The organism is Serratia sp. TMDUHS_CL, from assembly GCF_037137105.1.
Lineage (GTDB): Bacteria > Pseudomonadota > Gammaproteobacteria > Enterobacterales > Enterobacteriaceae > Serratia > Serratia nevei.
Genome location: NZ_JBBBDV010000002.1, coordinates 320,969 through 343,597, shown reverse-complemented (window position 1 = coordinate 343,597; position 22,629 = coordinate 320,969). Strand labels below are relative to the sequence as shown.

The 22,629-nt window shown below is 58.6% G+C and carries 23 protein-coding genes; 12 read left to right on the top strand and 11 right to left on the bottom strand.

Translation table 11 applies throughout. The features are described from left to right. Window positions 1–9: 9 nt before the first annotated feature. Window positions 10–513, bottom strand: coding sequence for a DNA starvation/stationary phase protection protein Dps (gene dps, locus WCL58_RS05315; protein WP_004939215.1), 504 nt, complete (start codon window positions 511–513; stop codon window positions 10–12). A gap of 367 nt (window positions 514–880) precedes the next feature. Between dps and WCL58_RS05310 the strand changes: the two genes are divergently transcribed. Continuing rightward, window positions 881–1,426 (top strand): AAA family ATPase, encoded by a 546-nt coding sequence (locus WCL58_RS05310; RefSeq protein WP_060421270.1) that lies wholly within the window; start codon window positions 881–883, stop codon window positions 1,424–1,426. Here WCL58_RS05310 and nanQ read toward each other — a convergent pair. Continuing rightward, a complete protein-coding gene (nanQ, locus tag WCL58_RS05305; protein WP_336850678.1) occupies window positions 1,408–1,875 on the bottom strand; it encodes an N-acetylneuraminate anomerase in 468 nt (155 codons plus the stop codon). The two genes, WCL58_RS05310 and nanQ, sit on opposite strands and share 19 nt — an antisense overlap. Window positions 1,876–2,006: 131 nt before the next feature. After that, window positions 2,007–2,894 (bottom strand): threonine/homoserine exporter RhtA, encoded by an 888-nt coding sequence (gene rhtA, locus WCL58_RS05300; protein ID WP_038880488.1) that lies wholly within the window; start codon window positions 2,892–2,894, stop codon window positions 2,007–2,009. Between the two features lie 399 nt (window positions 2,895–3,293). Between rhtA and ompX the strand changes: the two genes are divergently transcribed. After that, entirely contained in the window at window positions 3,294–3,812 is a 519-nt protein-coding gene (gene ompX, locus WCL58_RS05295) for an outer membrane protein OmpX (protein ID WP_019454480.1), read from the top strand. Between the two features lie 86 nt (window positions 3,813–3,898). Here ompX and WCL58_RS05290 read toward each other — a convergent pair whose 3' ends face one another. Then, window positions 3,899–4,882, bottom strand: a complete 984-nt coding sequence (locus WCL58_RS05290) for a nitrilase family protein (protein ID WP_336850676.1) — start codon at window positions 4,880–4,882, stop codon at window positions 3,899–3,901. A gap of 91 nt (window positions 4,883–4,973) precedes the next feature. Here WCL58_RS05290 and WCL58_RS05285 point away from each other — a divergent pair, with 91 nt between their 5' ends. After that, entirely contained in the window at window positions 4,974–5,846 is an 873-nt protein-coding gene (locus tag WCL58_RS05285; RefSeq protein WP_336850675.1) for a LysR family transcriptional regulator, read from the top strand. A 4-nt stretch (window positions 5,847–5,850) separates the two neighbouring features. On the opposite strand, the gene WCL58_RS05280 is transcribed toward WCL58_RS05285, so the two are convergent. The 5 genes from WCL58_RS05280 to WCL58_RS05260 form a co-directional block, all read right to left on the bottom strand. After that, entirely contained in the window at window positions 5,851–6,381 is a 531-nt protein-coding gene (locus WCL58_RS05280) for a GNAT family N-acetyltransferase (protein WP_197786283.1), read from the bottom strand. A 316-nt stretch (window positions 6,382–6,697) separates the two neighbouring features. Beyond that, on the bottom strand, window positions 6,698–7,273 hold the full coding sequence (locus tag WCL58_RS05275) for a hypothetical protein (protein ID WP_197794242.1): 576 nt from the start codon (window positions 7,271–7,273) through the stop codon (window positions 6,698–6,700). A 122-nt stretch (window positions 7,274–7,395) separates the two neighbouring features. Further along, window positions 7,396–8,163 carry a molybdopterin-dependent oxidoreductase gene (locus WCL58_RS05270; RefSeq protein ID WP_004939173.1) on the bottom strand — a complete coding sequence of 256 codons (768 nt, stop codon included), beginning with the start codon at window positions 8,161–8,163 and terminating at the stop codon, window positions 7,396–7,398. Then, on the bottom strand, window positions 8,156–8,761 hold the full coding sequence (locus tag WCL58_RS05265; RefSeq protein WP_336850673.1) for a cytochrome b/b6 domain-containing protein: 606 nt from the start codon (window positions 8,759–8,761) through the stop codon (window positions 8,156–8,158). The genes WCL58_RS05270 and WCL58_RS05265 overlap by 8 nt, the downstream gene beginning before the upstream one ends. A gap of 12 nt (window positions 8,762–8,773) precedes the next feature. Then, a complete protein-coding gene (locus tag WCL58_RS05260; RefSeq protein ID WP_060421289.1) occupies window positions 8,774–9,400 on the bottom strand; it encodes a hypothetical protein in 627 nt (208 codons plus the stop codon). Window positions 9,401–9,540: 140 nt separating this feature from the next. On the opposite strand from WCL58_RS05260, the gene WCL58_RS05255 reads away from it, so the two are divergent. From WCL58_RS05255 to WCL58_RS05215, 9 genes are all read left to right on the top strand, one after another. After that, complete coding sequence (locus WCL58_RS05255) at window positions 9,541–10,212, top strand: heavy metal response regulator transcription factor (RefSeq protein WP_033650568.1); 672 nt, start codon at window positions 9,541–9,543, stop codon at window positions 10,210–10,212. Continuing rightward, complete coding sequence (locus WCL58_RS05250) at window positions 10,209–11,630, top strand: heavy metal sensor histidine kinase (RefSeq protein WP_336850672.1); 1,422 nt, start codon at window positions 10,209–10,211, stop codon at window positions 11,628–11,630. Before WCL58_RS05255 ends, WCL58_RS05250 begins: the two co-directional genes overlap by 4 nt. Window positions 11,631–12,158: 528 nt before the next feature. Beyond that, on the top strand, window positions 12,159–12,998 hold the full coding sequence (locus tag WCL58_RS05245) for a winged helix-turn-helix domain-containing protein (RefSeq protein WP_180548285.1): 840 nt from the start codon (window positions 12,159–12,161) through the stop codon (window positions 12,996–12,998). A 165-nt stretch (window positions 12,999–13,163) separates the two neighbouring features. Further along, complete coding sequence (locus WCL58_RS05240) at window positions 13,164–13,793, top strand: helix-turn-helix transcriptional regulator (RefSeq protein WP_060421299.1); 630 nt, start codon at window positions 13,164–13,166, stop codon at window positions 13,791–13,793. 427 nt (window positions 13,794–14,220) lie between these two features. Next, window positions 14,221–14,808, top strand: coding sequence for a common pilus major fimbrillin subunit EcpA (gene ecpA / locus WCL58_RS05235; protein WP_004939148.1), 588 nt, complete (start codon window positions 14,221–14,223; stop codon window positions 14,806–14,808). A gap of 77 nt (window positions 14,809–14,885) precedes the next feature. Beyond that, complete coding sequence (locus WCL58_RS05230; RefSeq protein ID WP_038880871.1) at window positions 14,886–15,554, top strand: hypothetical protein; 669 nt, start codon at window positions 14,886–14,888, stop codon at window positions 15,552–15,554. A gap of 50 nt (window positions 15,555–15,604) precedes the next feature. Then, the gene (locus WCL58_RS05225) at window positions 15,605–18,124 is read left to right on the top strand and encodes a CS1-pili formation C-terminal domain-containing protein (RefSeq protein WP_197778759.1); all 2,520 of its coding nucleotides are present in this window, start codon (window positions 15,605–15,607) and stop codon (window positions 18,122–18,124) included. Beyond that, complete coding sequence (gene ecpD / locus WCL58_RS05220) at window positions 18,114–19,748, top strand: fimbrial adhesin EcpD (protein ID WP_336850671.1); 1,635 nt, start codon at window positions 18,114–18,116, stop codon at window positions 19,746–19,748. The genes WCL58_RS05225 and ecpD overlap by 11 nt, the downstream gene beginning before the upstream one ends. Window positions 19,749–19,757: 9 nt before the next feature. Continuing rightward, on the top strand, window positions 19,758–20,426 hold the full coding sequence (locus WCL58_RS05215; protein ID WP_060438937.1) for a fimbria/pilus periplasmic chaperone: 669 nt from the start codon (window positions 19,758–19,760) through the stop codon (window positions 20,424–20,426). On the opposite strand, the gene WCL58_RS05210 is transcribed toward WCL58_RS05215, so the two are convergent. After that, window positions 20,423–21,889 (bottom strand): sensor histidine kinase, encoded by a 1,467-nt coding sequence (locus WCL58_RS05210; RefSeq protein ID WP_060421310.1) that lies wholly within the window; start codon window positions 21,887–21,889, stop codon window positions 20,423–20,425. The two genes, WCL58_RS05215 and WCL58_RS05210, sit on opposite strands and share 4 nt — an antisense overlap. 3 nt (window positions 21,890–21,892) lie before the next feature. Next, window positions 21,893–22,606, bottom strand: a complete 714-nt coding sequence (locus WCL58_RS05205; protein ID WP_336850670.1) for a response regulator transcription factor — start codon at window positions 22,604–22,606, stop codon at window positions 21,893–21,895. Window positions 22,607–22,629 lie beyond the last annotated feature (23 nt).

The window sequence follows — 22,629 nt, the reverse complement described above, 5'->3', positions numbered from 1 at the left end:
GCTTTCGCGTTATTCGATATTGGATTCGATAAACCACAGGAACTTGTCCAGATCGCGCGAGGCGGCGGTGAACATGTCGGCGGTGTCTTCGTCTTCCACTTCGGTAATCGCCTTGCGGATGTCATTCGCTACCGCGCCGTAGCGATCGGCCAGCGCCTTCAGGTGCTCCTGCACGCTGTGGATATTGGTCGGATAGCTTTTCAGCGGTGTGCGATCGTTGACCACCTGTACGGTGCCCAGTGCGACGCCGCCCAACTGCACCACGCGCTCGGCGAAGGTGTCCTGATGCTCGATGATGGCGGTGCGGAAGCCGTCCAGCATTTCATGGACCGCGATGAAGTTCGCGCCGCGCATGTTCCAGTGCGCCTGTTTGGTGATCAGCGAAAGATCGATAAATTGCACGACCTGATGGTTCAGCGCCTTGATGGCGGCTAGTTTGACTTTTTCGTCCAGATCGTTACGGGTATACAGCAGATCAGAAGATTTCGTTTTCACCAGTTTAGCGGTACTCATATCAGATATCCTCTTGATTAGTCGTTGTCCTATTTCGTTACGGGATCAATTATAGCAGGGGTATTTATTTTTGCCGTACGAAAATGGCTATTGCACAAATAGGATTAGCCTAATGGCAATATTTTAATGTGGCTTTTGTTTTTGATTAATGAAATTGATTTTTATTGGTTTTTTTATTTTTTGTTGCAGATTTATTATTTACCGCAGTGACGGTTTATCCCTGTTATTTTATTTTCATTGAGCATGCCGGCCTCAGAAGAATATCCACTTTGTTATCGCGGTGTTAATTTTAAGCCTATTCAGATTGATAGCCGTAATTGATGCAGTTACAGTAGGGAGATTATCCCCTCTCTATGAGTGGCGAGTGATGAAAATTAACGTCGTCGGCACCAGCGGCAGCGGTAAAAGCACCCTGGCGCGTCAACTGGCGGAACGGCTTGACGTGCCCTATATCGAGATGGACAGGCTCTATTGGCGGCCCGAGTGGCAGGGAACGCCCGATGACGCATTCCTGGCGCGGCTTGAGCAGGCGCTGGCCGAAGCGGGCGAAGGCTGGGTGCTGGACGGCAACTACAGCCGCACGCAGCCGATCAAGTGGCGCGAGGTCGACTATATCCTGTGGCTGGACTACGGTTTCGGGCGCACGCTGTGGCAAGCCGTGCGCCGCGCGTGCCGACGCGCGGCCAGCAAACGTGAGCTGTGGCCGGGCACCGGCAACCGGGAAAGTTTTCGCCGTTCTTTCTTCAGCCGCGAGTCGATCGTACTTTGGACGATCCGCACCTACGCCAAAAATCGGCGAAAATACCTGGCGGAAATGGCCGGCGCCGGGCGCTGCTTCATACGCTTGCGTTCTCCCCGCCAGGCCGCCGATTTTTTACGGGCGTTGCCGCAGGGTCACAGCAGCAGGCGGTGATGGATCCTCACCACCGCTTTCTTGATGTGCTGCGGCCGCTGCCACAGGCAGCCGGTTTTGTGCGGCTCCATTTGGAAAAAGATCGCGAACATGCCGTGCGTCATGTGCAGCGTTTGCGGATGGCGTTTGATGTCCAGCAGCAGAAGGTCGCTATTTTCTGCGTGGGGCTGTTCGCGATGCCCGTCGCCCGCCAGACCGTATTCGATGCGCTCTTCACCGCTGATCAGCAGATGGAGCGCGATGTACTCCTGATGCATCTCGGCGCGCTTCTGCGCCGCCGGCGTAGTGGTCAGCGTCATGACATCCATAAAGATGTTATCGCCGTCGATCGGGTGATGGCCTGGGGCCAGTTCGGGCAGGTCGCATCGACGCAACTCGGTCAGGGTTGCAACCAGCGCCGGCGCGAGTCCGCGGCCGAAGCGTGGGTTGAACAGGCTGTTGTGAATCACTGTTATTCTCCATGTGAGCGAAAGTCCAAAGTGCCTGCGGTACAGGCTAAGGGGAAGTATGCCGACTTGTCACGAGGAAAACAGTTAACCCGCCTGCATTCCGGCGTTGCGGTCGGTAGGCGGGTTAGCGATCAGGAAAGGCTTTCGAGGCGCGGTTTAGGGCGGATGGTCAGGGCGGAGCCCATGGAGGCGGCGATGATGGCCGCCAGCGCCAGCCATTGCACGCCGCTCAGGTGTTCGCCGAGGAACAGCATGCCGGACAGCGCCGCCATTGCCGGTTCCAGGCTCATTAAGGTGCCGAAGGTGCGCGCCGGGATTTTGGGCAGCGCGATGATCTCCAGTGAATAAGGCAGCGCGGTGGAGAGGATCGCTACCGCCAGCGCCACCGGCAGAATATCGAGGTTGAACAGCACGCTGCCGGTTTGCCAGGCGCCGATCGGGCAGAACACCAGCGCGGCGATCAGCGAACCGAGTGCCACCGTGCCGGGGCCGTGATCGCCGCCGGCCTTCTGGCCGAAGATGATATAGACCGCCCAGCAGGCGCCGGCGCCGAGCGCGCAGGCGGCACCGAACGGATCGATCCCCCCCACGCCGTGGCCGAGCGGCAGCAGGAACCACAGCCCGGCGATCGCCAATGCCACCCAGAGGAAGTCGATCGGCCGCCGCGAGGAGAACATGGCCACCGCCAGCGGGCCGGTAAACTCCAGCGCCACGGCGATGCCGAGCGGCACGGTGCGCAGCGACAGGTAGAACAGGTAGTTCATCGCGCCGAGCGACAGGCCGTAAATCAGCAGCGGCAAGCGGCTGCCGGCGGCGAGGCGCATGCGCCACGGGCGGAAGATGATGAACAAAATCAGGGTGCCGATGAAAAGGCGCAGCGTGGTGATGCCTTCCGCGCCCACGATCGGGAACAGACTTTTGGCCAACGAGGCACCGCTCTGGATAGACACCATGGCGATGATTAACAGACAGATAGGCAGCAGCGCGGAGGGCGCTCTGCCGGAAGTAGGTAACGACATCCTTAACGGGCCTTTTATGCGCCGTTCCTCAGCCTTGAGAAAACGGTCGAAACGGGGATGCGAGCAGTGTAAATGAAATGCGAAAATCTGTCTGAGAAAAGCGCGCATCGCGGTGAAATCCGCCGATCCTCGGATGAGATGTGGCGGATTTGGTCAAAAAGTGCGCTTTTTCTTAAGAATTATCTGGATATTAAATAGGTGATTTTTGTCACAGAAAGCCGTAGAATACGGCCGAAAATAGAGCGAAAAGAAGAAGATACACTGTTCTTGAAATCTTCTGTTACACGATATAAAGCATTAGACACTCATTTCAAGGCAGAGTTTCACGCTAATTTTTGTTATATTTTCAAAGCATGAACAAATGGATGTACTTAATAATAAAACGCGTTTGAGGTGGTTATGAAAAAAATTGCATGTCTTTCCGCAGTAGCAGCTTGCGTATTAGCAGTTAGCGCAGGTACCGCATTCGCTGGTCAGAGCACCGTATCCGCTGGCTATGCGCAGGGTGATTTCCAAGGCGTTGCTAACAAGGCCGACGGTTTCAACCTGAAATACCGTTACGAGTTCGACAATAACCCACTGGGCGTAATCGGTTCCTTTACCCACCTGGAAAAGGACGGTTCTCAGGACGGTTTCTACAACAAAGCTCAGTACAACTCTATCTCTGCCGGTCCAGCATACCGCATCAATGACTGGGCGAGCATCTACGGTCTGGTTGGCCTGGGTTACGGTAAATTCACTACCAACGCTCAGAACGGTACTTCTCGTCACGACACCGCTGACTACGGCTTCACCTACGGTGCCGGTCTGCAGTTCAACCCAATCGAGAACGTTGCCCTGGATGTCGGTTACGAGCAGAACCGCATTCGTAGCGTTGACGTTGGCACCTGGAACGTTGGCGTAGGCTACCGCTTCTAAGTGTGTTCGTGCCTGCGGGCATGAACCTGCGGCAGATTTTGCCGCACCGATAAAAAATCCGCCTCCGGGCGGATTTTTTTTATCTGTTATCGGCCGCCGCGCCCCGTCGGCTGCGTTGAAAAGCGTGCGCTGCGGGCATCGCGCTCATAGCCTTGTGGTTCGGTCAATAGCCCGTACAGCTCGGGGCGGCGTCCGTAAATCCAGCGACGGCCAGTGCTGAGCGGGATCAGCGTCAGATCGAGTTCGGCGCTGACCATCCGGTCTTCCGCCGCCCAGGTCTCTGCCACGATGCGGCCGTAAGGATCGAGGATCATCGCGTTGCCGGTGCGTATCTCATCGTCATCGCGGCCCACGCCGTTGCTGAACAGCAAGAACAGCCCGTTGTCGTGAGCGCGCGACGGTAGCCAGCGCATCAGCCAGCCGCGGCCGTGTTCGCCGCGAAAGGCGGCTTCTATCGCCTGCGGATCTTCCGCACGCCGTTGCCACAGCGTCTGCGGGATCGGCTTCATGCCGTGCGGGCTGCGCGAATGGGTGCCGCCGGTCTGGTGCGGGGCGATCAACACCTCCGCACCCAGCAGCGCCGTGGCGCGCACATTCTCCACTAGATTGTTGTCCCAGCAGATCAAGACGCCCACGCGCACGCCCCAGGGGGTATCGAACACCGTGTAGCGGTCGCCGCTGGCGATAGCCGGGTGTTCGAAGGCGTGCAGTTTACGGTGCACATGTAGCTCGCCGTCCGGCAGACAAACGGCATAGGCGTTGTAGCAACGGCCGTCGTCGCCTAGCTCGATCAGCCCGACGCCGATCGCCATGTTGTAACGCTCCGCCAGCGGGCGAATGCGCGCCAGAGAAGGGCTGCTCGCGATCGGCTCCGCCAGCGCGCGCACCTCGGCGTCGGACAGATGGCGCACGTGCCAATAGCCGGTGATGCACATTTCCGGGAAGGCCAGCAGCTGTATCTGCTGCTCGGCCGCCTCCGTGATAAAGCGTTCCATGGTCGACAGGTTGTAATTCTTATCGTTGGCGCGATGCTGGAATTGCACCGTGGCGGCGCGAAGTGAAGGGGTCATGGTGTCTCTCCGGTTGGGGTCTGCGTTGATTACAGCAGGTGGATTGATTACTGTATAATCAATTAAATTCCCTATTCGATAACCTGATGGAATGGATATAAAACAACTGCGCGCCCTGGTGGCGCTGGCCGAACAGGGCAACTATCGGCAGGCGGCGAGCCTGCTGTGCATCAGCCAACCGGCGCTGAGCAAGCAGATTCAAGCGCTGGAAACCCAGCTCGGCGTTCGGCTGTTCGAGCGTGGCCGACAGGGGGCGGTGCTCACCGCCGGTGGGCAGCGGCTCTACCCGGAGGCGCAGGCGCTGGTGGAACAGTACCAGCAGTTTCAGCGGCGCGCCCGGCGGGTAGCGCTCGGGGAAGCGGGGCGGCTGGCGCTGGGATTTGGCCTCTCCAGTTTTCATCTGGCGCCGCAGCTGGTGGCCGCCTTTCGCCAGCGTTTTCCCGAGGTGGTCATTGGGCTGGAGGACATGCCGTCGGAGCGGCAGTATCAGCTGTTGCTGCAGGGCGATTTGCAGGCGGGGTTCGTGCGCTTACCGGTCACTACGCCGCTGTGCGGCGTGGCATTGCTGAGCGACCGGCTGGTGCTGGCCGCGCCGGGCGCGCTGGCGCTGCGGGCCGACGACCTGATGGCGCGTTTCAATCAGCTGCCGCTGTTGCAGCTGACGCCGAAACGCGGGCGCGGGCTGAGCGATCAGTCGCTGCGGTTTATCGCCGCTCACCGGTTGACGCCGAACGTGGTGCAGCAGGCCGGCGATATCCAGACGCTGCTGGCGCTGGTCGCCGCCGGCGTTGGCGTCGCGCTGCTGCCGCACAGCATCACGCACATCGCGCCGGTTGGCATCGACATTCTGCCGCTGAGCGGCGAAGAGACGGAGTGGCAGGTCGGTATCGCCTGGGATCCGCAGCGCGCGGACGCGCTGCGGGACAACTTCATTCAGACGGCGTTGGCGGTGCAACGCGCTTAGGCTTTCAAAGCGGGCAGTACATCACGACGATCGGGCTCTGGTGATACTCGCTGCGGTGGCTTTCGCAGAAACCGACCTTTTTCGCCAGCCCCAGCGAAGCCTGGTTTTCCGGCGAGATGATGCAGACGGTTTTCTCGCCCGGCAGGTGCGTTTTACCCCAGGCCAGCGCCGCCCGCAGTGCCTCGGTGGCGTAGCCTTTGCCCTGCGCCGAGCTCACCAGCGTCCAGCCCATTTCCGGTGCGTCGAGCGCCGGGGTGATGTCGCGCAGGAAGTTGGAAAAGCCGATGCTGCCGAGGTACTCGCCGCTCAGTTTGTCACGCACCGCCCAATACCCGTATCCCAACAGCGCCCAGTGGCCGACGTAGCGCATCAGGCGCCCCCAGGAGTCCTCCCGGTCGCGCGGCGTGCCGCCGATGTAGCGTACCACCTGCGGATCGGCCCACAATGCGGCCAGCGACTCGAAGTCGTCCAGCGTGTGCGCGTCCAGCCGCAGACGTTCGGTGATAAGCGTTGGCGCGGTGTTGATTACGGTCATGTTGCTGCTCCTGCACAGGGTGAAAGGCGATGAAAAACAACGGCGTTCAGTATGCCAGAGAAATCACATCGCCAGCCACAACGGCCGGGTGAACAGAAAGCCGCTCAAGACCGAGCAGGGTGGTCAGCTTCGTCCAGGTCTTGGGGCCAGCCGCCGCCGCACAAGAGGCCATCGAGTAGGCGGGGCTTGGGTTGCTGACGGCAGGGGAAGAGGAAATACGAACCGGAATCAGGATGAAAGTTCGCTATCGATGCCACTGGCGGGCGCTTCACTGGCTTCAGCACCGCCGCGTTCACGCCATTCGCGGCGCCTTTGTTCAGCCCATTCTTCGTGGAAGGTTTGCATTTCTCTTTGGTGCCGTTCCTTTATGCTCATAGGAGTTGGGTGGGATTCTGCCGTTAACAGGCGGTATTTCGATGACATATAATCCGTCCTCAATAAGCCCTTGGTTGTACAAATAATGTACGCGATGCGCATGTTTTTTCAAGAGCGAGTCATAAATTCTGGCTAACGCTGGCCTGAGCGGTACGCTGAAAACCAATCTCGCTTGATATTGCGCCACAAAAGTGACGATCGCCTGGCCGATGCCATTAATGAATAGCTGTTCTCGTTCATCTCGGGTGTATGCCATCCTGGTATAGGTATCAAATAAGGATTTGGTTACTTCGGCGCGGGTTTCCAACGCCCTTACATCGTACAGTTCCATGACGTAAGCATTGTCCAATACTTCCGAGGCAGGATAAGCCCCAATAAGCCATTGACGCATCCTTAACGTCGCTTTTTTAAAATCAAGGTAATATGCAGCAACGCTGCTGGCTTTTTTAAAAACCGTTATTCGGTACCTATATTCCGTGACAGGTCGTGCATTGATCTCCCTCACATCAATCTCCATGATAAAATCCTTTTTACTATTATTTTTCCTATAGTTACCCCCGTTGTGACGAACAGATTATTAACCGCGGCGGAGAAGATCCGCCAGCCGCCGATGAGGCTTATGCGCAGCGCCGCGCAAAACTAAATGCCGCTGAACCAGTTGTAGCCCTGATCTTCCCAATACCCGCCCGGATTGACGTCGCTGACGAAGATCGCGGCGATATGTTTGGCGTTTTTGAACCCCAGTTTGGTTGGCACCCGCAGCCGCAGCGGGTAGCCATAGTCCGCCGGCAGCGCCTTGCCGCCGAAATCCAGCGCCAGGATGGTCTGCGGGTGCAGCGCGGTGGCCATGTCGAGGCTGGAGTAGTAGCGATCGGCGCATTTGAAGCCGACGTAACCGGCATTGAGATCCGCGCCGACGTGCTGCAGAAAGGTGCGTAGCGGCACGCCGCCCCATTGGCCGATCGCGCTCCAGCCCTCAATGCAGATCAGACGCGTGATCTGGCTTTGCTGCGGCAGCCGCTGCAGCTGTTCCAGCGTCCAGGGGGCTTTTTTCTCCACTTTCCCGGCGACCTCAAGCCGGTAGCCGGCGAGATCGATCTCGGGGACGTTGTATTCCGGGTAAAACGCGTTGAAGGGGAAAGGGTGGGTAATCTGATCGGGCCGGTAAGTTTGCGCCAGCCGCTGGCCGCTGAACAGCCAGGCCTGCACCCGGTCGTTCCAGCGCGACATGGCCCACAGCACCTTATCCACCCGATCGCCGTCTTGCAGGTTGCAACCGGTGAGCATGGCGATACCACCCAGCGTCAGGCCGGAACGCAGCATCAGGCGGCGCTGCAGATTGACCAACTGCTTTTTTTGGTCCGGTTCCAGTTTTGGCGCGGTTGCCCGCGGCTTTTTCTCATTCATGTTTGCCACCCGTTATCATCGCCCACAGCGTTTTGGGCACGATGATCACCATAAAGACGTGGATCGCCACGAACAGGCCGATGCCGGCCATGGCGAAGAAATGCACGTAGCGCGCGAAATCGAAGCCGCCAAACAGGGCGACCAATCCCTGCAGCTGAACCGGCTTCCAGATCGCCAGGCCGGACAGCACCAGCAACAGGCCCAGCGCCAGTACGCCGAGGTACATCAGCTTCTGAATGGCGTTGTAGTGGCCATGCCGGTGGCGCAGGCGCAGCGTCAACGCCAGCCAGATATCCTGCCGCAGCGCGCCGACGCGCAGCGGCAACAGATCGCGGCGAAAATGGCCGCTGAACAGGCTCCACAGCAAATAGCAGACGGCGTTGAGCGCCAACAGCCACATCACCGCCAAATGCCAACCAATCGCGCCGCCCAGCCAACCGCCCAGCGTCATCTGTGGCGGAAAGCGGAAATCGAACATCGGCGAGGCGTTATAGATCTCCCAACCGCTCATGAACATGCACACCATGGCGAACAGGTTGATCCAATGAGTGATTCGAACCGGCCAGCGATGCACCGGCCGCGACGCGTTGGTTTTCATGGTTTTCTCCGGTTACATCGGCGGCACGGTGCCGTCTTTGCCGGCGGAAATGCGGGTGGCGATGCGCTCGCCCTTATCGTTGACGGCGGAGAACAGCACGATGTGCACGCCCGGTTTCAGCAGGCTCAAATCGCCCGGATCCAGCGTCACGATCGGCACGTCTTCCGGCACGACGACGGTTTTCTGCTGGTTGCCGTAGGTGACGGTCAGGGTACGGCCGTTGGATTTCACCAGTTTGCCGACGGTGCCGTTGGTCATGGTGTCCACTTTGCCGTCGGCGGATTCCCAGGCCGAGTGCCCTTCGCCGGTGCCGCGCAGGCTGGCGGCGAATACGTGCACCTCCAGCGCTTTGAGCGTGCCGTCCGGCTGCGGCACGGCGGCGGTGCCGATAAAGCTGTCCGGTTTGATGTCGTCCAGCGTGGCTTTGGACACGCTGAGCACTTTGGTCTGATCGTTCAGCTTGACGCTGAGTGTCTCGCCTTTGCGATCGGTCAGCTGCAGATTGCCGTCGGCCACCTGGCTGATGGTGCCGCGCAGCGGCGCGATGACTTTGCCCGGCGTTTGGGCGGCGGCGGCCAGGCCGCTGGACAGCAGCAAGGTGGATAACAGTAAACCGGCTATACGATGACGAGTAATCATAACGTTCTCCTGAAATAAGTTTGCCGGTTAAGCATGGTTGAGCCATTGGGTCAGCGCCATGGCCGTTTGATGACATTAATGTCATCAAGTTTGTCCGCCGAAGCTGCTAGTATTTTTGCAGACGTAACGAGGTGGCGAGCATGCGAATACTGGTAGTTGAAGACGATATCGGCACAGGGGATTACCTGAAGAAAGGGCTGGGGGAAGCGGGGTACGGCGTCGATTTGGCGCGCAACGGCACCGACGGGCTGTTTCGCGCGTTGGAGCAGGATTACGATGCGATCGTGCTCGATGTGATGCTGCCGGGGCTGGATGGCTGGCAGATTATCGAGGTGCTGCGCAAGAAAAGCGACGTGCCGATTCTGTTTCTCACCGCCCGCGACGGCGTGCAGGATCGCATCCACGGCCTGGAACTGGGCGCGGACGATTATCTGATTAAACCGTTTTCGTTTACCGAACTGGTACTGCGTTTGCGCACCTTGCTGCGCCGCGGGCCGGCGCGCGAAGCCGATCATTACGCCATCGCCGATCTGCAGCTGGACGTGTTGCGCCGCCGGGCGGTGCGCCAGGATCAGGTGATCCCGTTGACCAACAAGGAGTTCATGCTGCTGCATCTGCTGGTGCGGCGCGAGGGCGAAGTGCTGTCGCGCACGCAAATAGCCTCTCAGGTGTGGGACATGAATTTTGACAGCGACACCAATGTGGTTGACGTGGCCATCAAACGCCTGCGCGCCAAAATAGACCGGCCGTTCGACGTCAAGCTGATCCACAGCGTGCGCGGCATCGGCTATGTTTGCGAGCCACGCTCGTGAGCGGGCGCACGTCACGTCGGCCGGTATCGCTGACGCTGCGCACCGCCACGCTGTTCGCGCTGGTGGCCGCGTTGGTGGTGAGCGGGACGGGCGGGTATCTGTATAGCGCCATGCGCCAGGAAATGACGCTGCGCAGCGATCTGCAGGTGACCGGGCGCGTGGAGTATTTCCGCCATTTGCTGGGGCAGCGCTTTCCTTTGGCGCGCCTGACCGCCAATAACGGCCTGTTTGAAAACATGCTGGGCAATGAACAGGACGTGCTGATTTTCCAAATTCCGGGACAAAAACCGCTCATCAACGTGAACCCGGCCGGGGTGGCATTGCCGCCGATCGCGCCGACGCCGGCCGGCCAGGCGCAGACGTTGGCCGCCGTGCGCGGCGGGGAAACGTCGCAGGGGGTGCCGCTGCGCGCGGCTTCCGCGATGGTGCGTCTGGAAGACGGCAGCCTGTTGCAGATCTCCGCCGCGCACGTGATGGTCAACGAACAGAAGATGCTGGCGCGCTACCTGTGGCGCATCGTCGCGGCGGTGGCGGTGGCTTTCCTGCTGATTGCGCTCCTGGGGTATGGGGTCATGCGCCGAGGATTAAAGCCGTTATGGCGCATGGCGGCGCAGGCGTCGCAGATTGCACCCAATACGCTGTCGACACGCCTGAGCGAGCAGGGGGCGCCGAAGGAGTTGCAGCAGCTGACCCGTTCGTTCAATGCGATGCTCGATCGGTTGAATGAAGGCTATCAGCGGCTGACGCAGTTTTCCGCCGATCTGGCCCATGAGATCCGCACTCCGGTAGGGGCGTTGATGGGCCAGTGTCAGGTGGCGCTTTACCAGCCCCGCAGCGTGGAGGAGTACGAAACCCTGCTGTCGAACAATATGGATGAGCTGGAGCGCATTTCCCGCATGGTGGAAAATATCCTGTTCCTGGCGCGCGCCGGCGAGGCGCAGTCTGCGCTGAACTACAGTCGGCTGGATGTGGCGCTGGAGCTGCGGCGGGTGGCGGATTATTTCGAGGGGCTGGCGGAAGAACGCGGCATCGCGCTGAGCTGCGCAGGTGAGGGAACGCTGAAGGCGGACGCGATGCTGTTCCAGCGCGCGTTGAGCAACCTGGTGGCTAACGCGGTACGTTATGCCGACGAGAACAGCCGGATCGTCCTGCGGGCTGAACGGCGCGCCGATGCCTGGTGGGTACAGGTTATCAATCAGGGGCCGCCGATCGCGCCGGCACAGCTGGAAAAGCTGTTCGATCGCTTCTATCGCGCCGATCCCGCGCGCAGCGCCGGCAATCATGCCAGTGGGCTGGGGCTGTCTATCGTGCGCGCCATCATGACGCTGCACGGCGGTGAAGTTCGCGCGCAGTGTTCCGATGGCCGGGGTTCTGCTTGCTTGACCTTTAGCCTGATATTCCCCTCATCAGTTCAATGAGCTACCGCGAATGTTTTCGCCTGTTGCGGAAAACGCGACAGGCGCCATTCGTAAGTTTTTCCTTTCATTATTGTTTCCCACCGCCTTGGCTGAACCTAAAATTTAACATTTGCGACGCGGCAAACGCGTTAATTCATCGGGCTAATGCGGATGGACTGCGGTCTGTGATTACGCTCAACATTCACGTGTTATTATTTTTTTATTAAAATTTAGTTCTGCGGTCTTTTTTTGAGATGATTTTCCTTAAAATTGATAATTTGCGACACAAAAAACTAACTTTGTGGTTTTTGTCGCGTCAATATATCAATGAATGAGGTGATTGGTTAACCTTTGGTTATGGTTTGCAAGAAAAATCCTATATAAACGATGGTGAGGTGACAAAGCGTATTTCGTGGCGTTAATTGAGTGGTTTTTCTTGCCTGTGCTTGGGTATTTTCGCGAATTACCTGATTAAATATTTATTTAATATTTCATTAACATTTGACGCCAAACTATAAATGATCGCTATAGTGAAAACATGTGAATAAAATGAAATATAGATTTAATGACCATATTCTCTTTGACGCAGACACCAGAACCCTTAGCCCAACAGATTTTTCTGACGATCCCATATCCATATCCAGTCCTTCCAAACGGTTGTTGTTGCTGTTGATTGCCCACCATGGCGAGGCCGTAGGGCGTGAACTGATATTCAAGAAGGTCTGGGACGATTACGGCATGGTGTCCAGCAATAATAATCTTAATCAGTGCGTCAGCAAATTGCGTCGGGTGATTAAAAACCTTGGCGTCGAGGATGAGGTCATTGTTACGGTTCCTAAAGTGGGCTTTATGTTGCGTGATGAGATTACCATCGAGTCTTATGAGGACGCGGAAGATATTCACGACGCGGAGCCTGCCGCGGCTGTGCCGGGATCTGCGGCCGCAGCGACGGTCAATCCGGCGTCCGACACCGTCATCGACGGGGCCTCTTCTCATCTTGGTTATTCCCGCCGTGGGTGGCTGATGTTCAGCGCGATGGTTCTGGGGGGGATCCTCATGGCTATTGCTGTCACGGCCTATTTCAGCGGCTCGGGGGCCCGGCAGGAGAGCTACCTGGGAAAGTCGGGCAACTGTAAGGTTTTCATGTCGTTGCCTGATGCCTCGGCGACGGTCAACGCCAGCCTGAATCGGGACATTCTGGCTTACGCCGCGCACCAAACGGGAGAATGCAGCGGCGATGAGTTTTTGCTGGTGGTGCGCAGCAATCAGGTCAGGGCTTACATTTCCGGCATTTCCCGCTTATTCCTGCTGCGCTGCAAGATCTTGCGCGAACATAAAATGGAGATCTGTTCAGGATTGGAAAGCGACAATGCTGAGTTTATTAATTGACCATTGATCGCCGCTGCCCAACGCGATTGAAGGGCGGTGGATATGACAAAAATATTACAGTGTTGAAATAGAACGTTCGACTTTCATTTGGCGGGTTGCCGTGTGGCGCTTACGAGAGGTATTTCCCTTTCTCTACCGCTTTCTACCTCATTATGGTGATTATGTATGGTTAAAGCCGATTTCGGTGATGCGCTGCTATTTTTTGAACCCAGCTATTTAGTGAGAAGAGGAATGGAAGCATTTCTCGTTACCCAATCAAGTGACAGCTATTTTATCGACACCTTGAGGGAGCTGGAAGGGGTATTGAAAGAGGGAAAGCCTCGCGCGCTTATTATGGAGTTATATCATCAGAGAGAATATTTGTATGATGTATTACGGTTCGTTCTGACGGCAAAAAATGTTTGGCCGGAAATTCCCTTGGTGATTTTCACCGCGGTAGAACACCCCGGTATATTAGCGTTGTTGGCGGCGGATGCGCGCATAGCGATAGTGGCAAAGGAGGAGCCATTGCATTGCCTGAGTGACGCCATTGCGGCTGCGGGTGAGTTCTCCGGCTATCGTTCTCCGCATATTCGCGCCCGCTCGGTGCATCCGGCAGCCGCATTATCTGACAGTGAATGGCGAGTTTTGGCTATGATGGTTGCCGGTGCATCTCCAGGCAGCATCGCCAACGTGACCCGGCGAAGTTACAAAACCATAAGCTCCCATAAACTGAATATTATGCGAAAACTGGGCCTCAATCAGGCCGGCTTTATGCGGCTTATTCTTTCCCTGAGAACCCGATACCCTTCCTGACACAGGGCGAGAAGCCCCCTTTTTCTCTACAGCGGCCGATCTGGATTGGCTGCTGCCCCCTGCGTAAATCCAATCAATCTTTTCCCTCAGCGAACAACGCCGGCGCTGAAATTTTGCACGGCCATGGGAAGGGCGAACAGAGCGTACTTGTGGTTAAACAATACCCGCCTTGCCGGGGTTAAACCACAATGTGATTGTGCTTTCATTAAAGGCTCAACCCGTTTTTTAATGTGATTGATGGGGGTTGAAACATTAATTGCGGGATTTAAATCTAAATATTTGAACTTTAATAGTTAATGATTCTTTTTTGATCGGCCAGGGATATTCTTGTGGCGTCAAGCAGACTGGCTAAACGCAGTGATGCAAACGGCTGGCTGAGAATGGACGAAAGAAAGAAAACATATTCAACATTGAAGGGAGTTATACCATGAAGAAAATGACACTGGCTTTGGCGATCGTTTCCGCCTTTGCAGCGGTCAGCACTGCTCAAGCCGCCGACGTTACCGCTCAGGCGCTGGCAACCTGGTCTGCGACCGCCAAGAAAGACACCACCAGCAAACTGGTTGTGACGCCGATTGGCAGCCTGGCCTTCAACTATGCAGAAGGCATTAAGGGTTTCAACAGCCAGAAAGGCCTGTTTGACGTCACCGTGGAAGGCGATACCACGGCCACCGCTTTCAAACTGACCTCAAAACTGGTCTCCAATACGCTGACTCAGCTGGATACTTCCGGTTCTACGCTGGAAGTCGGGGTGAACTATAACGGTGCGGTGGTCGGGAAAACGGCTGAAACCACCATGATCGACACCACCGCCGGCATTTTGGGCGGCAATCTGAGCGCCCTGTCCAACGCCTACAACCAGGCCGGCCGCACCAGCGCGCAGGATCAGTTCACCTTCAGCATCATCGGCGCGACGTCAAACGGCACCACCGCCGTCACGGATTTCAGCACGCTGCCGGAAGGTATCTGGAGCGGCGACGTCAGCGTCGAGTTCAACGCGACCTGGACTTCCTAATCCCCCGAACGATCTGCATCTGGCAGGGGGGAGACCTCCTGCTATTTATCGCTCATCAACGCCAGTGGAATACCGCAATGACACGCTTTTCTCTCGCCGTCACCCTGATGTTAATGCTGCTGCGGCCGGCTTTGGCGCTCGATGTGGGTGAGATCAGCGCCTTCATGCCTGGCGACAGCGCGCGCCTGAGCAAGGAAATCAAAAACACCACCGACAGCGGCCGGCTGGTGACCATCAAGATCGAACGCATTTCCAGTCCCCTGGCCTCCGGCACGGTGATCCCGATGAGCAGTCGGGATGAAATGCTGCTGTCGCCCGCCAGCCTGATCTTGCCGGCCAACGCCAGCGATGTGATCCGCTTTTACTACAAGGGGCCGAATGATGCCCAAGAGCGTTACTACCGCATCGTTTGGTTCGATCAGGCGCTGAGCGAGGCGGGGCAAAACTCGGCTCGGCGTAATGCCGTGGCCACCACGTCGGCGCGCATCGGCACCATTTTGGTGGTGGCGCCTCGGCAGGATCGCTTCGCCTATCAGTTCGCCAACGGACGGATCAAAAACACCGGCAACGCCACGTTCAAAGTGGTGGCCTACGGCAATTGCAGGAACAAGCAAGACGGCAGCGACTGCAAGGAAAACTATTTTGTGATGCCGGGGAAGGATCGCGCCTTCAGCAAGGTTGACGTCAACGATAAAAAAGGACGCGTCGCGCTGTGGCACGGCGAACAGTTTATCCCGGTGAAGTAATGCGCGCGTTATCCACGATGGATGCAAAACAATCACGCAAGGAGTGGCATGTGAACGCTGTGCTGTTGAGAACGCTTTTGGCTGCCGGTGCGCTGGCGCTCCCGACGCTGTTGCCTGGCCGTATGGCGATGGCGGCCGGTTTGACGCAGATTAACGGCGTGCTGATCCCGCACACTTTCAGCCTGGCGTTGCGCGAGGGGATGAGTATTCCGCTGTTGTTGCATTATGAAAAGAGCGATGGCGTCAAAGACGACAGCCGCATCGGCCATGCCTTTCTCTACCTGGATCAGGACAGGCTAAAGATTCGTCGGGTGACGCTGGAGGATAACGACGACGGCGCCCGGCTGACGGCGGCGATTGCCGGCCAGCTGCAGGCTTTGCAGGATGCGCCATTCGATCGGCAGCAGCATATTCGGATCGCGGACGACGCCTGGCTGGCGCTGGATTTCCGGCAGCTCAACCTGCAGCTGGTGGTGAAGGAATCCGCGTTGGGGACGGTGCTGCGCGCCCGCTCCAGCGACATCGGCGCGTCCAGCGTGGATGCCGTAAGCAGCACGCTGGATTATAACCTCGGGGTCTACGATAACCGGGCCCGCGCCAGCGAAGGCAATACCTCCAGTTATTTATCGCTCAACAGCGTCACGGCGTTGCGTGAACACCACGTGGAGTTGAACGGTTCCATCTACGGTATCGGCAGCGGCGATGAAAACGCCACGCTGTACAAAGCGATGTACGAGCGTGATTTCGCCGGCCGCCGTTTCGCCGCCGGCATGCTGGACAGCTGGAATCTGCAGTCGCTGGGGCCGGTCACGACCATCAACTCGAGTAAGATTTATGGCCTGTCCTACGGCAACCGCGCCAACTCGACGGTATTCGATAATTCCCAATCGCTGACGCCGATCGTGGTTTTTTTCCCCTCGGCCGGCGAGGTGCATCTGTCGCGCGACGGGCGGCTGCTCAGCGTACAAAACTTCACGATGGGCAACCATGAAGTGGACACCGGCAGTTTGCCCTACGGTATCTATGACGTAGAGGTGGAGGTCGTGGTCAACGGCAAAGTGGTCGATAAACGCATGCAGCGAGTGAATAAATTGTTCAGCCCCAATCGCGGTGCGAATGCGCCGCTGGCCTGGCAATTCTGGGGCGGGATGCTGCGCATGGACGACTGGCGCGGCGAACGGGAACGCCACCGCCCGGCAAAGGACTCTTATTTGCTTGGCGCTTCGGCTACCGGCAATCTGCAAACGCTTAATTGGGCGCTGTCGGGGTATTCGTTTGACGGCAACGCCGTCGGCGAGAGCCGCGTCAGCCTGCCGGTGACCGAGTCGATTCAGATCAACCTGCAAAACATGGCGGCCTCCGATCGCTCCTGGAGCCTGGTCAACAGCGTCAGCGCCGCGTTGCCCGGCGGCTTCAGCAGCGTATGGATCAATCAGGAGAAAACGCAGATTGGCGATCGTCTGTTGCAAAATGACGCCTATAACCGCGCCGTTGGCGGCAGCCTTAATCTGGGGGCGCTGTGGTCTCCGCTGGGCACCCTGAGCGCCAGCTACAACGACGATAAGAAGAACGACAGTCACTATTACAACGCCGACTATTACCAGAACATCTTTACCGGCCGATTCGGCACGCTGGGCGTCCGGGCGGGCGTGCAACGCTACAACAACGGCAGCAGCAACGCCAATACCGGCAAGTACATCGCGCTCGATTTTTCACTGCCGATGGGCAACTGGCTCAGCGCCGGCGTTTCCAATCAAAACGGTTACACCACCGCCAACCTGGCGGCGCGCAAGGACATCAAGGACGGGCCGATCCGCACCCTGGGCGCCAACCTGTCGCGGGCGATTTCCGGTGATACCCGCGGCGACAATCGCTTCAACGGTGGTGGCTATGCGCGCTTCGACACCAAGTATTCGGCCGGCACGCTCAACGTCAGCAGCTCCGCCGACGGCTACGTTAACAGCAGCCTGACCGCGAGCGGCAGCATGGGTTGGCAAGGGCGTGATATTGCCATCAGCGGCCGCAACGAAGGCAACGCCGGGATTATCTTCAATACCGGCATTGAAAACGACGGCCTGCTGACCGCACGGGTTGACGGCCGGATGGTGAAGCTGAGCGGCAATAAGAATTACCTGCCTTTGTCGCCTTACGGTCAGTACGACGTTGAGCTGATGAACAACAAAAACTCGGCGGAGAGCTTCGACATCGTCACCAGGCGCAAGAGCAAGCTCACCCTGTATCCGGGCAACGTGGCGGTGATCTCGCCGGAGATAAAACAGATGGTGACGGTGTTTGGCCGCATCAAAGCGGAGGACGGCACGCTGCTGGCCAACGCCTATATCAAGAACCATATCGGCCGCACCCGCACCGATGAGAAAGGCGAATTTATCATGGACGTCGACAAGAAATTCCCGGTTATCGATTTTACCCACGGCGGCAATCAGACATGCGAAGTGGATTTGGATCTCAGCAAGGCGCAAGGCGCCGTGTGGGTCGGCGACGTGATCTGCACCGGGCTGAAAACCTATGCAGGCAATATGTCATCCGGGGAGTCTGACCATGAGAGCTAACGTTGCGCTGTTGTTGTTGGCGCTGGTCGCCCCCGCGCTGCAGGCGGCGGTCAGCCAGACCAACTGGCCGGATGCGGCGGTCATGAAATTTGTCTTCGTGGAGAACAACGCCGACGACAACTTTTTCGTCACGCCGGCCGGCGGGCTGGATCCGCGCATGACCGGCGCCAATAAGTGGACCGGGCTGAAATACGGCGGTTCCGGCACTGTCTATCAGCAGAGCCTGGGGTACGTGGATAATGGTTACAACACGGGGCTGAATGCCAACTGGCGCTATGACATGTGGCTGGAAAATGCGCCGATAAAGAATCCGTTCCTCGGCCTGCGCTGCATCAACTGGTATGCCGGTTGCAATATGGATACCAGCTTGATTCTGCCGCAGACCACCGACGAAAAGGGATTTTACGGCGCCGTGGTTACGCCCGGCGGCGCAAAATGGATGCACGGCATGATGTCGCCGAGCTTCTATCAGTATCTGAAGCAGATGGCGGCGGGCGAAGCTTTCAGCATGCAGATCAACGGCTGCCAAACGTCGGTGGCTTATGACGCCGCGGCCGGCGGCCGCTGTCGGGATCAGGCCAGCGGCAGCTGGTACAAGCGGACCGTCACGCACCGCAAGGCGGCCCACCTGCGCTTTATCAATACCAACGCCGTATCGGAGGTGTTCGTCAACAGCGATGGGGTGCCGATCATCGGCGAGGGCAATGCCGATTGCAAGAACCAGACCATCGGCGCTCGCTCAGGCATCATGTGCAAGATGGTCAGCTACGATTTGCAGACCGACGGCAGCGTGAGCAATACCTCGATTCATATTTTCCCGGCGATTAACCATGCGGCGCTGTCCTCAGCGGTGAACGCCGCCGATCTGCAGTTCAGTCTGAACGGCAACACCTGGAAAAACACGTCGGGCACCGGCAGCTACTATACGTTTAACGAGCTGAAGAGCAGCAACGCCGTCTATGTGTTCTTCTCCAGTAACTTCTTCAAACAGATGGTCGCGCTGGGGATTTCCGACAGCGGCACCCGCGATCTGATCAATTTCCGTTTTCAGAACACCACCTCGCCGGAGTCGGGATGGTATGAGTTTTCCACTTCAAACCAGCTGATTATCAAGCCGCGCGATTTCAGCATCAGCATTATTTCCGATGATTACGACAACAGCCCACACCGTGAAGGCTATGTCGGCCCGGCGGAGCCGGCGCTGGAGTTCGGCTACTTCGTGACCACCAGCGGCAAAACCGCCGCCGATCAGGTGAGGGTGATGGCGACCGGGCCGACTCAGGCGATCAACGGGGTGAACTATTGCCTCTTTTCTTCTGCGGATAACACTACCCAGGTGCCGTTCCCCGCCACCCTCGGCATCACCACCAGCACCAACGGCCAGCAGAGCTTCGCCGCCGGCTGCGATGGCCAGTGGCACGACATGACCAATGCGCTCTGGAGCAGCACGCCGTGGAATGATATCTCCGGTGAAGTGGGGGTGCTGAACAAGACCCGCGTGACCTTTAGCATTCCGATGAACAATCCGATCTCGCTGAGAACCGTCGACGGCAACGGTTGGTATGGCGACGTCAGCGCCGCCGGTGAAATTCATGTCGAAGCCACCTGGCGCAACATCAATTGAGGGCAGGGCGTGAAACTTGTGCTGATAGGGTTGCTGTGTTTGTCCTTTCCCTTTACCGCCGCCGCGATCAATGTCGGTACCCTGACGTTTGCCATGGATCAGGATCGCTCATTCACCGCCAAACGGGTGTTGAATAATAACCGCAGCGCGCGCCTGTATCAGGTGAGCATTCGCGCCATCGATCGGCCGGGAGAGCGCGAGGTGCGCAGCCGGCCGGCGGACGGCGAGCTGCTGTTCGCGCCGCGCCAGCTGACGCTGCAGGCCGGGCAGGCGGAGTACTATAAGTTTTTCTATCGCGGGCCGCAGGATAATCGCGAGCGTTATTACCGGGTGTCATTTCGCGAAGTGCCGACCCGACTGTTCGAGCCGGGGCCGCGTCGGGGTGCCGGCGTCAACTTGGAGCCGATCGTGGTGATGGACACCATTCTGGTGGTGCGCCCGCGTCAGGTAAACTTTGCCTATCGGCTCGATACCCAGCGCGGTACGCTCACCAACACCGGCAACACCTACTTCAAGTTCCTGCTCAAGCCGGGCTGCAACAGCACGGATGAAGAGGGCGTCACCGAATACCTGCGCCCCGGCGATACGCTGACCCATGCCGGTATTCGGCTGAAGGGGCAGAAATTTATTATCTATAACGACAAATTTATCAGCGTCGATCGCAGCTGCCTCGATTAACGCGGCGGAATGGCAAAGCGGAAGCATGCGCCGCTTTGCGCTTGTTCGATCAGCTGAATATCGCTGTCGTGCAGCTGCAGAATGCGCCGCACGATCATCAGGCCCAGTCCGCCGGAAGGGCGCCGGGCGCCGCTCAGGACAGACGGGCGCACGAACAGATCGGCGCGCAGAGTCTGCGGAATGCCGGGGCCGCTGTCGCTGACCTGCACCATCACTCGATCGTCCTGCCGCCACAGCCGCACGCCGATGTCGCCGCCGGGCGGCGTATGGCGAATGGCGTTGTCCAACAGGTTGGTCAGCACCCGCTCAATCATGCTGAGATCGGCGAACACCGGCGGAATGCCGGGGGGAATGTCGGCATGCAGCCGCTGGTTGCGCGCCTCCGCCGCCAGCTCGAACTTTTGGAACACGTCCTGCAACAGCTCGCTGAGGGAAAAAGGCTCTTTCTGCGGTTTCACTACGCCGTACTCCAGCCGCGCCAGCTCGAACAGCTCCTGCGCCAGTTTGCCCACTTTGCGGCTCTGCGCCAGCGCGATCTCCAGATAGCGCCGCCGATCGGCTTCGCTCAGGGTGGCGGCCTTGACCGATAGCGTCTCCAGATAGCCGTGCAGCGAGGTGAGCGGGGTGCGCAGATCGTGCGAGACGTTGGCGATGAACTCACGCCGCAGCCGATCCTGCTGCGCCAGCGTTTGCCACTGTTCGGCAAGGCGCTGCGCCATGCGGTGGAAAGCCTGCTGCAGCTGGCTGACTTCGTCGCGCCCGGCCCGTACCGCAGGCAGCGCCGCGTAGGCCTGCACCGCCTCGATGCCGCCGCTGTCCAGCGCGCTGACCTGTCGGGTCAGGCGACGGATAGGGCGCGTTACCCAATAAAACGCGAAGCCGCCGGCCAGCAGGCTGAACAGCACCATCAGCCCGGAGGTCCACAGCGCCATCCTGACCGCCGAGTTGAACTGGGCGTTGCTGGCCAGCGCCGTGTACTCTTCGCCGAGCAGCACCACGTACAGATAGCCTTCGATCCGGCCATCGACCTTAAGCGGCGCGACGCTGAACACCTTGCGCCCGTCCACGCTGCGCGGATCGTCGCCATACACCGGCATCGGCGCGCCACCGAGCAGCGCCTGCAGCGGCGGCAACGCGACCCGCTGCCGCTTCAGATGCCCGGCCGGCGCGGCGTTGCCGATAATCGCGCCCTGCTTGTCGAGCAGGTAAACCTCAACGCTGGGGTTCACCGCCATCAGCTGATCGAACAGGGTATGCACCGCCTGCGGATCCGGCCCGTTCACCCCCAGCAGCGGGTTGCTGTCGGCGATATGCTGCGCCAGGTTGCCGGACAGGCGCTGGATCACCGCCTGGCTGTACTGGGTGCTGCTGCGCACCTGCATCCAGCCGGAAAAGGCGCAGCCGATGACGATCAGCAGCGCGAAGATCAGCGTGAGGCGTTGCGCTAACGTAAGGTTTTTCATGGCTCACTCTTGCGGCGCGGCCGCGAATTTATAGCCCATGCCCCACACCGTGAGGATGCGCTCGGGTTCCGCCGGGTTGCGCTCGATCTTGATGCGCAGCCGGTTGATATGGGTGTTGACGGTGTGCTCATACCCCTCGTGCTGATAGCCCCAAACCTGATTCAACAGGCTCAGGCGCGAGAACACCTGGCCCGGGTGGCGGGCGAAAAAGTACAGCAGGTCGAACTCGCGCGGCGTCAGCTCGACCGGCTGCTGGTGCAGGTGCACTTCGCGGGCGATGGGGTCGATGGTCAGATCGTTGACGCTGAGCACGCCGGCGTCCATGCGCAGGTTGCGGCTCATCGCTTCCTGGCGGCGAAACAGCGCCTTGACCCGCGCCACCAGCTCCAGCATGGAGAAGGGCTTGGCCAGATAGTCGTCGGCGCCCAGCTCCAGCCCCAGCACGCGGTGCACCTCGCTGGAGCGCGCGCTGGTGATGATGATTGGCGTGTAACGCGTCATGGTGCGCGCCCGGCGGCAAATCTCCAATCCGTCCACGCCCGGCAGCATCAGATCGAGGATGAGGGCGTCCCAGCCGCCCTGTTCCAGCATCGCCATGCCCCGGTTGCCGTCGGCGGCGTGGCTGATGGCGTAACCCTCGTCGCGCAGATGCAGCTGCAGCAGTTCGGCGATGTCGCCGTCGTCCTCGACGATCAAAATTCGTTTTGGCTTGTCCATTCTCATTACCGCTGATTGCCCGT

Excerpts from the sequence above, each read along its gene's own strand:
- WCL58_RS05240 (WP_060421299.1), top strand. The coding sequence starts at position 13,164 with ATGGTTAAAGCCGATTTCGGTGATGCGCTGCTATTTTTTGAACCCAGC.
- ompX (WP_019454480.1), top strand. The coding sequence starts at position 3,294 with ATGAAAAAAATTGCATGTCTTTCCGCAGTAGCAGCTTGCGTATTAGCA.
- WCL58_RS05230 (WP_038880871.1), top strand. The coding sequence starts at position 14,886 with ATGACACGCTTTTCTCTCGCCGTCACCCTGATGTTAATGCTGCTGCGG.
- WCL58_RS05280 (WP_197786283.1), bottom strand. The coding sequence starts at position 6,381 with ATGACCGTAATCAACACCGCGCCAACGCTTATCACCGAACGTCTGCGG.
- WCL58_RS05290 (WP_336850676.1), bottom strand. The coding sequence starts at position 4,882 with ATGACCCCTTCACTTCGCGCCGCCACGGTGCAATTCCAGCATCGCGCC.
- rhtA (WP_038880488.1), bottom strand. The coding sequence starts at position 2,894 with ATGTCGTTACCTACTTCCGGCAGAGCGCCCTCCGCGCTGCTGCCTATC.
- ecpA (WP_004939148.1), top strand. The coding sequence starts at position 14,221 with ATGAAGAAAATGACACTGGCTTTGGCGATCGTTTCCGCCTTTGCAGCG.
- WCL58_RS05270 (WP_004939173.1), bottom strand. The coding sequence starts at position 8,163 with ATGAATGAGAAAAAGCCGCGGGCAACCGCGCCAAAACTGGAACCGGAC.
- WCL58_RS05245 (WP_180548285.1), top strand. The coding sequence starts at position 12,159 with ATGAAATATAGATTTAATGACCATATTCTCTTTGACGCAGACACCAGA.
- WCL58_RS05205 (WP_336850670.1), bottom strand. The coding sequence starts at position 22,606 with ATGGACAAGCCAAAACGAATTTTGATCGTCGAGGACGACGGCGACATC.
- ecpD (WP_336850671.1), top strand. The coding sequence starts at position 18,114 with ATGAGAGCTAACGTTGCGCTGTTGTTGTTGGCGCTGGTCGCCCCCGCG.
- WCL58_RS05265 (WP_336850673.1), bottom strand. The coding sequence starts at position 8,761 with ATGAAAACCAACGCGTCGCGGCCGGTGCATCGCTGGCCGGTTCGAATC.
- WCL58_RS05210 (WP_060421310.1), bottom strand. The coding sequence starts at position 21,889 with ATGAAAAACCTTACGTTAGCGCAACGCCTCACGCTGATCTTCGCGCTG.
- WCL58_RS05275 (WP_197794242.1), bottom strand. The coding sequence starts at position 7,273 with ATGGAGATTGATGTGAGGGAGATCAATGCACGACCTGTCACGGAATAT.
- dps (WP_004939215.1), bottom strand. The coding sequence starts at position 513 with ATGAGTACCGCTAAACTGGTGAAAACGAAATCTTCTGATCTGCTGTAT.
- WCL58_RS05285 (WP_336850675.1), top strand. The coding sequence starts at position 4,974 with ATGGATATAAAACAACTGCGCGCCCTGGTGGCGCTGGCCGAACAGGGC.
- WCL58_RS05310 (WP_060421270.1), top strand. The coding sequence starts at position 881 with ATGAAAATTAACGTCGTCGGCACCAGCGGCAGCGGTAAAAGCACCCTG.
- WCL58_RS05255 (WP_033650568.1), top strand. The coding sequence starts at position 9,541 with ATGCGAATACTGGTAGTTGAAGACGATATCGGCACAGGGGATTACCTG.
- WCL58_RS05260 (WP_060421289.1), bottom strand. The coding sequence starts at position 9,400 with ATGATTACTCGTCATCGTATAGCCGGTTTACTGTTATCCACCTTGCTG.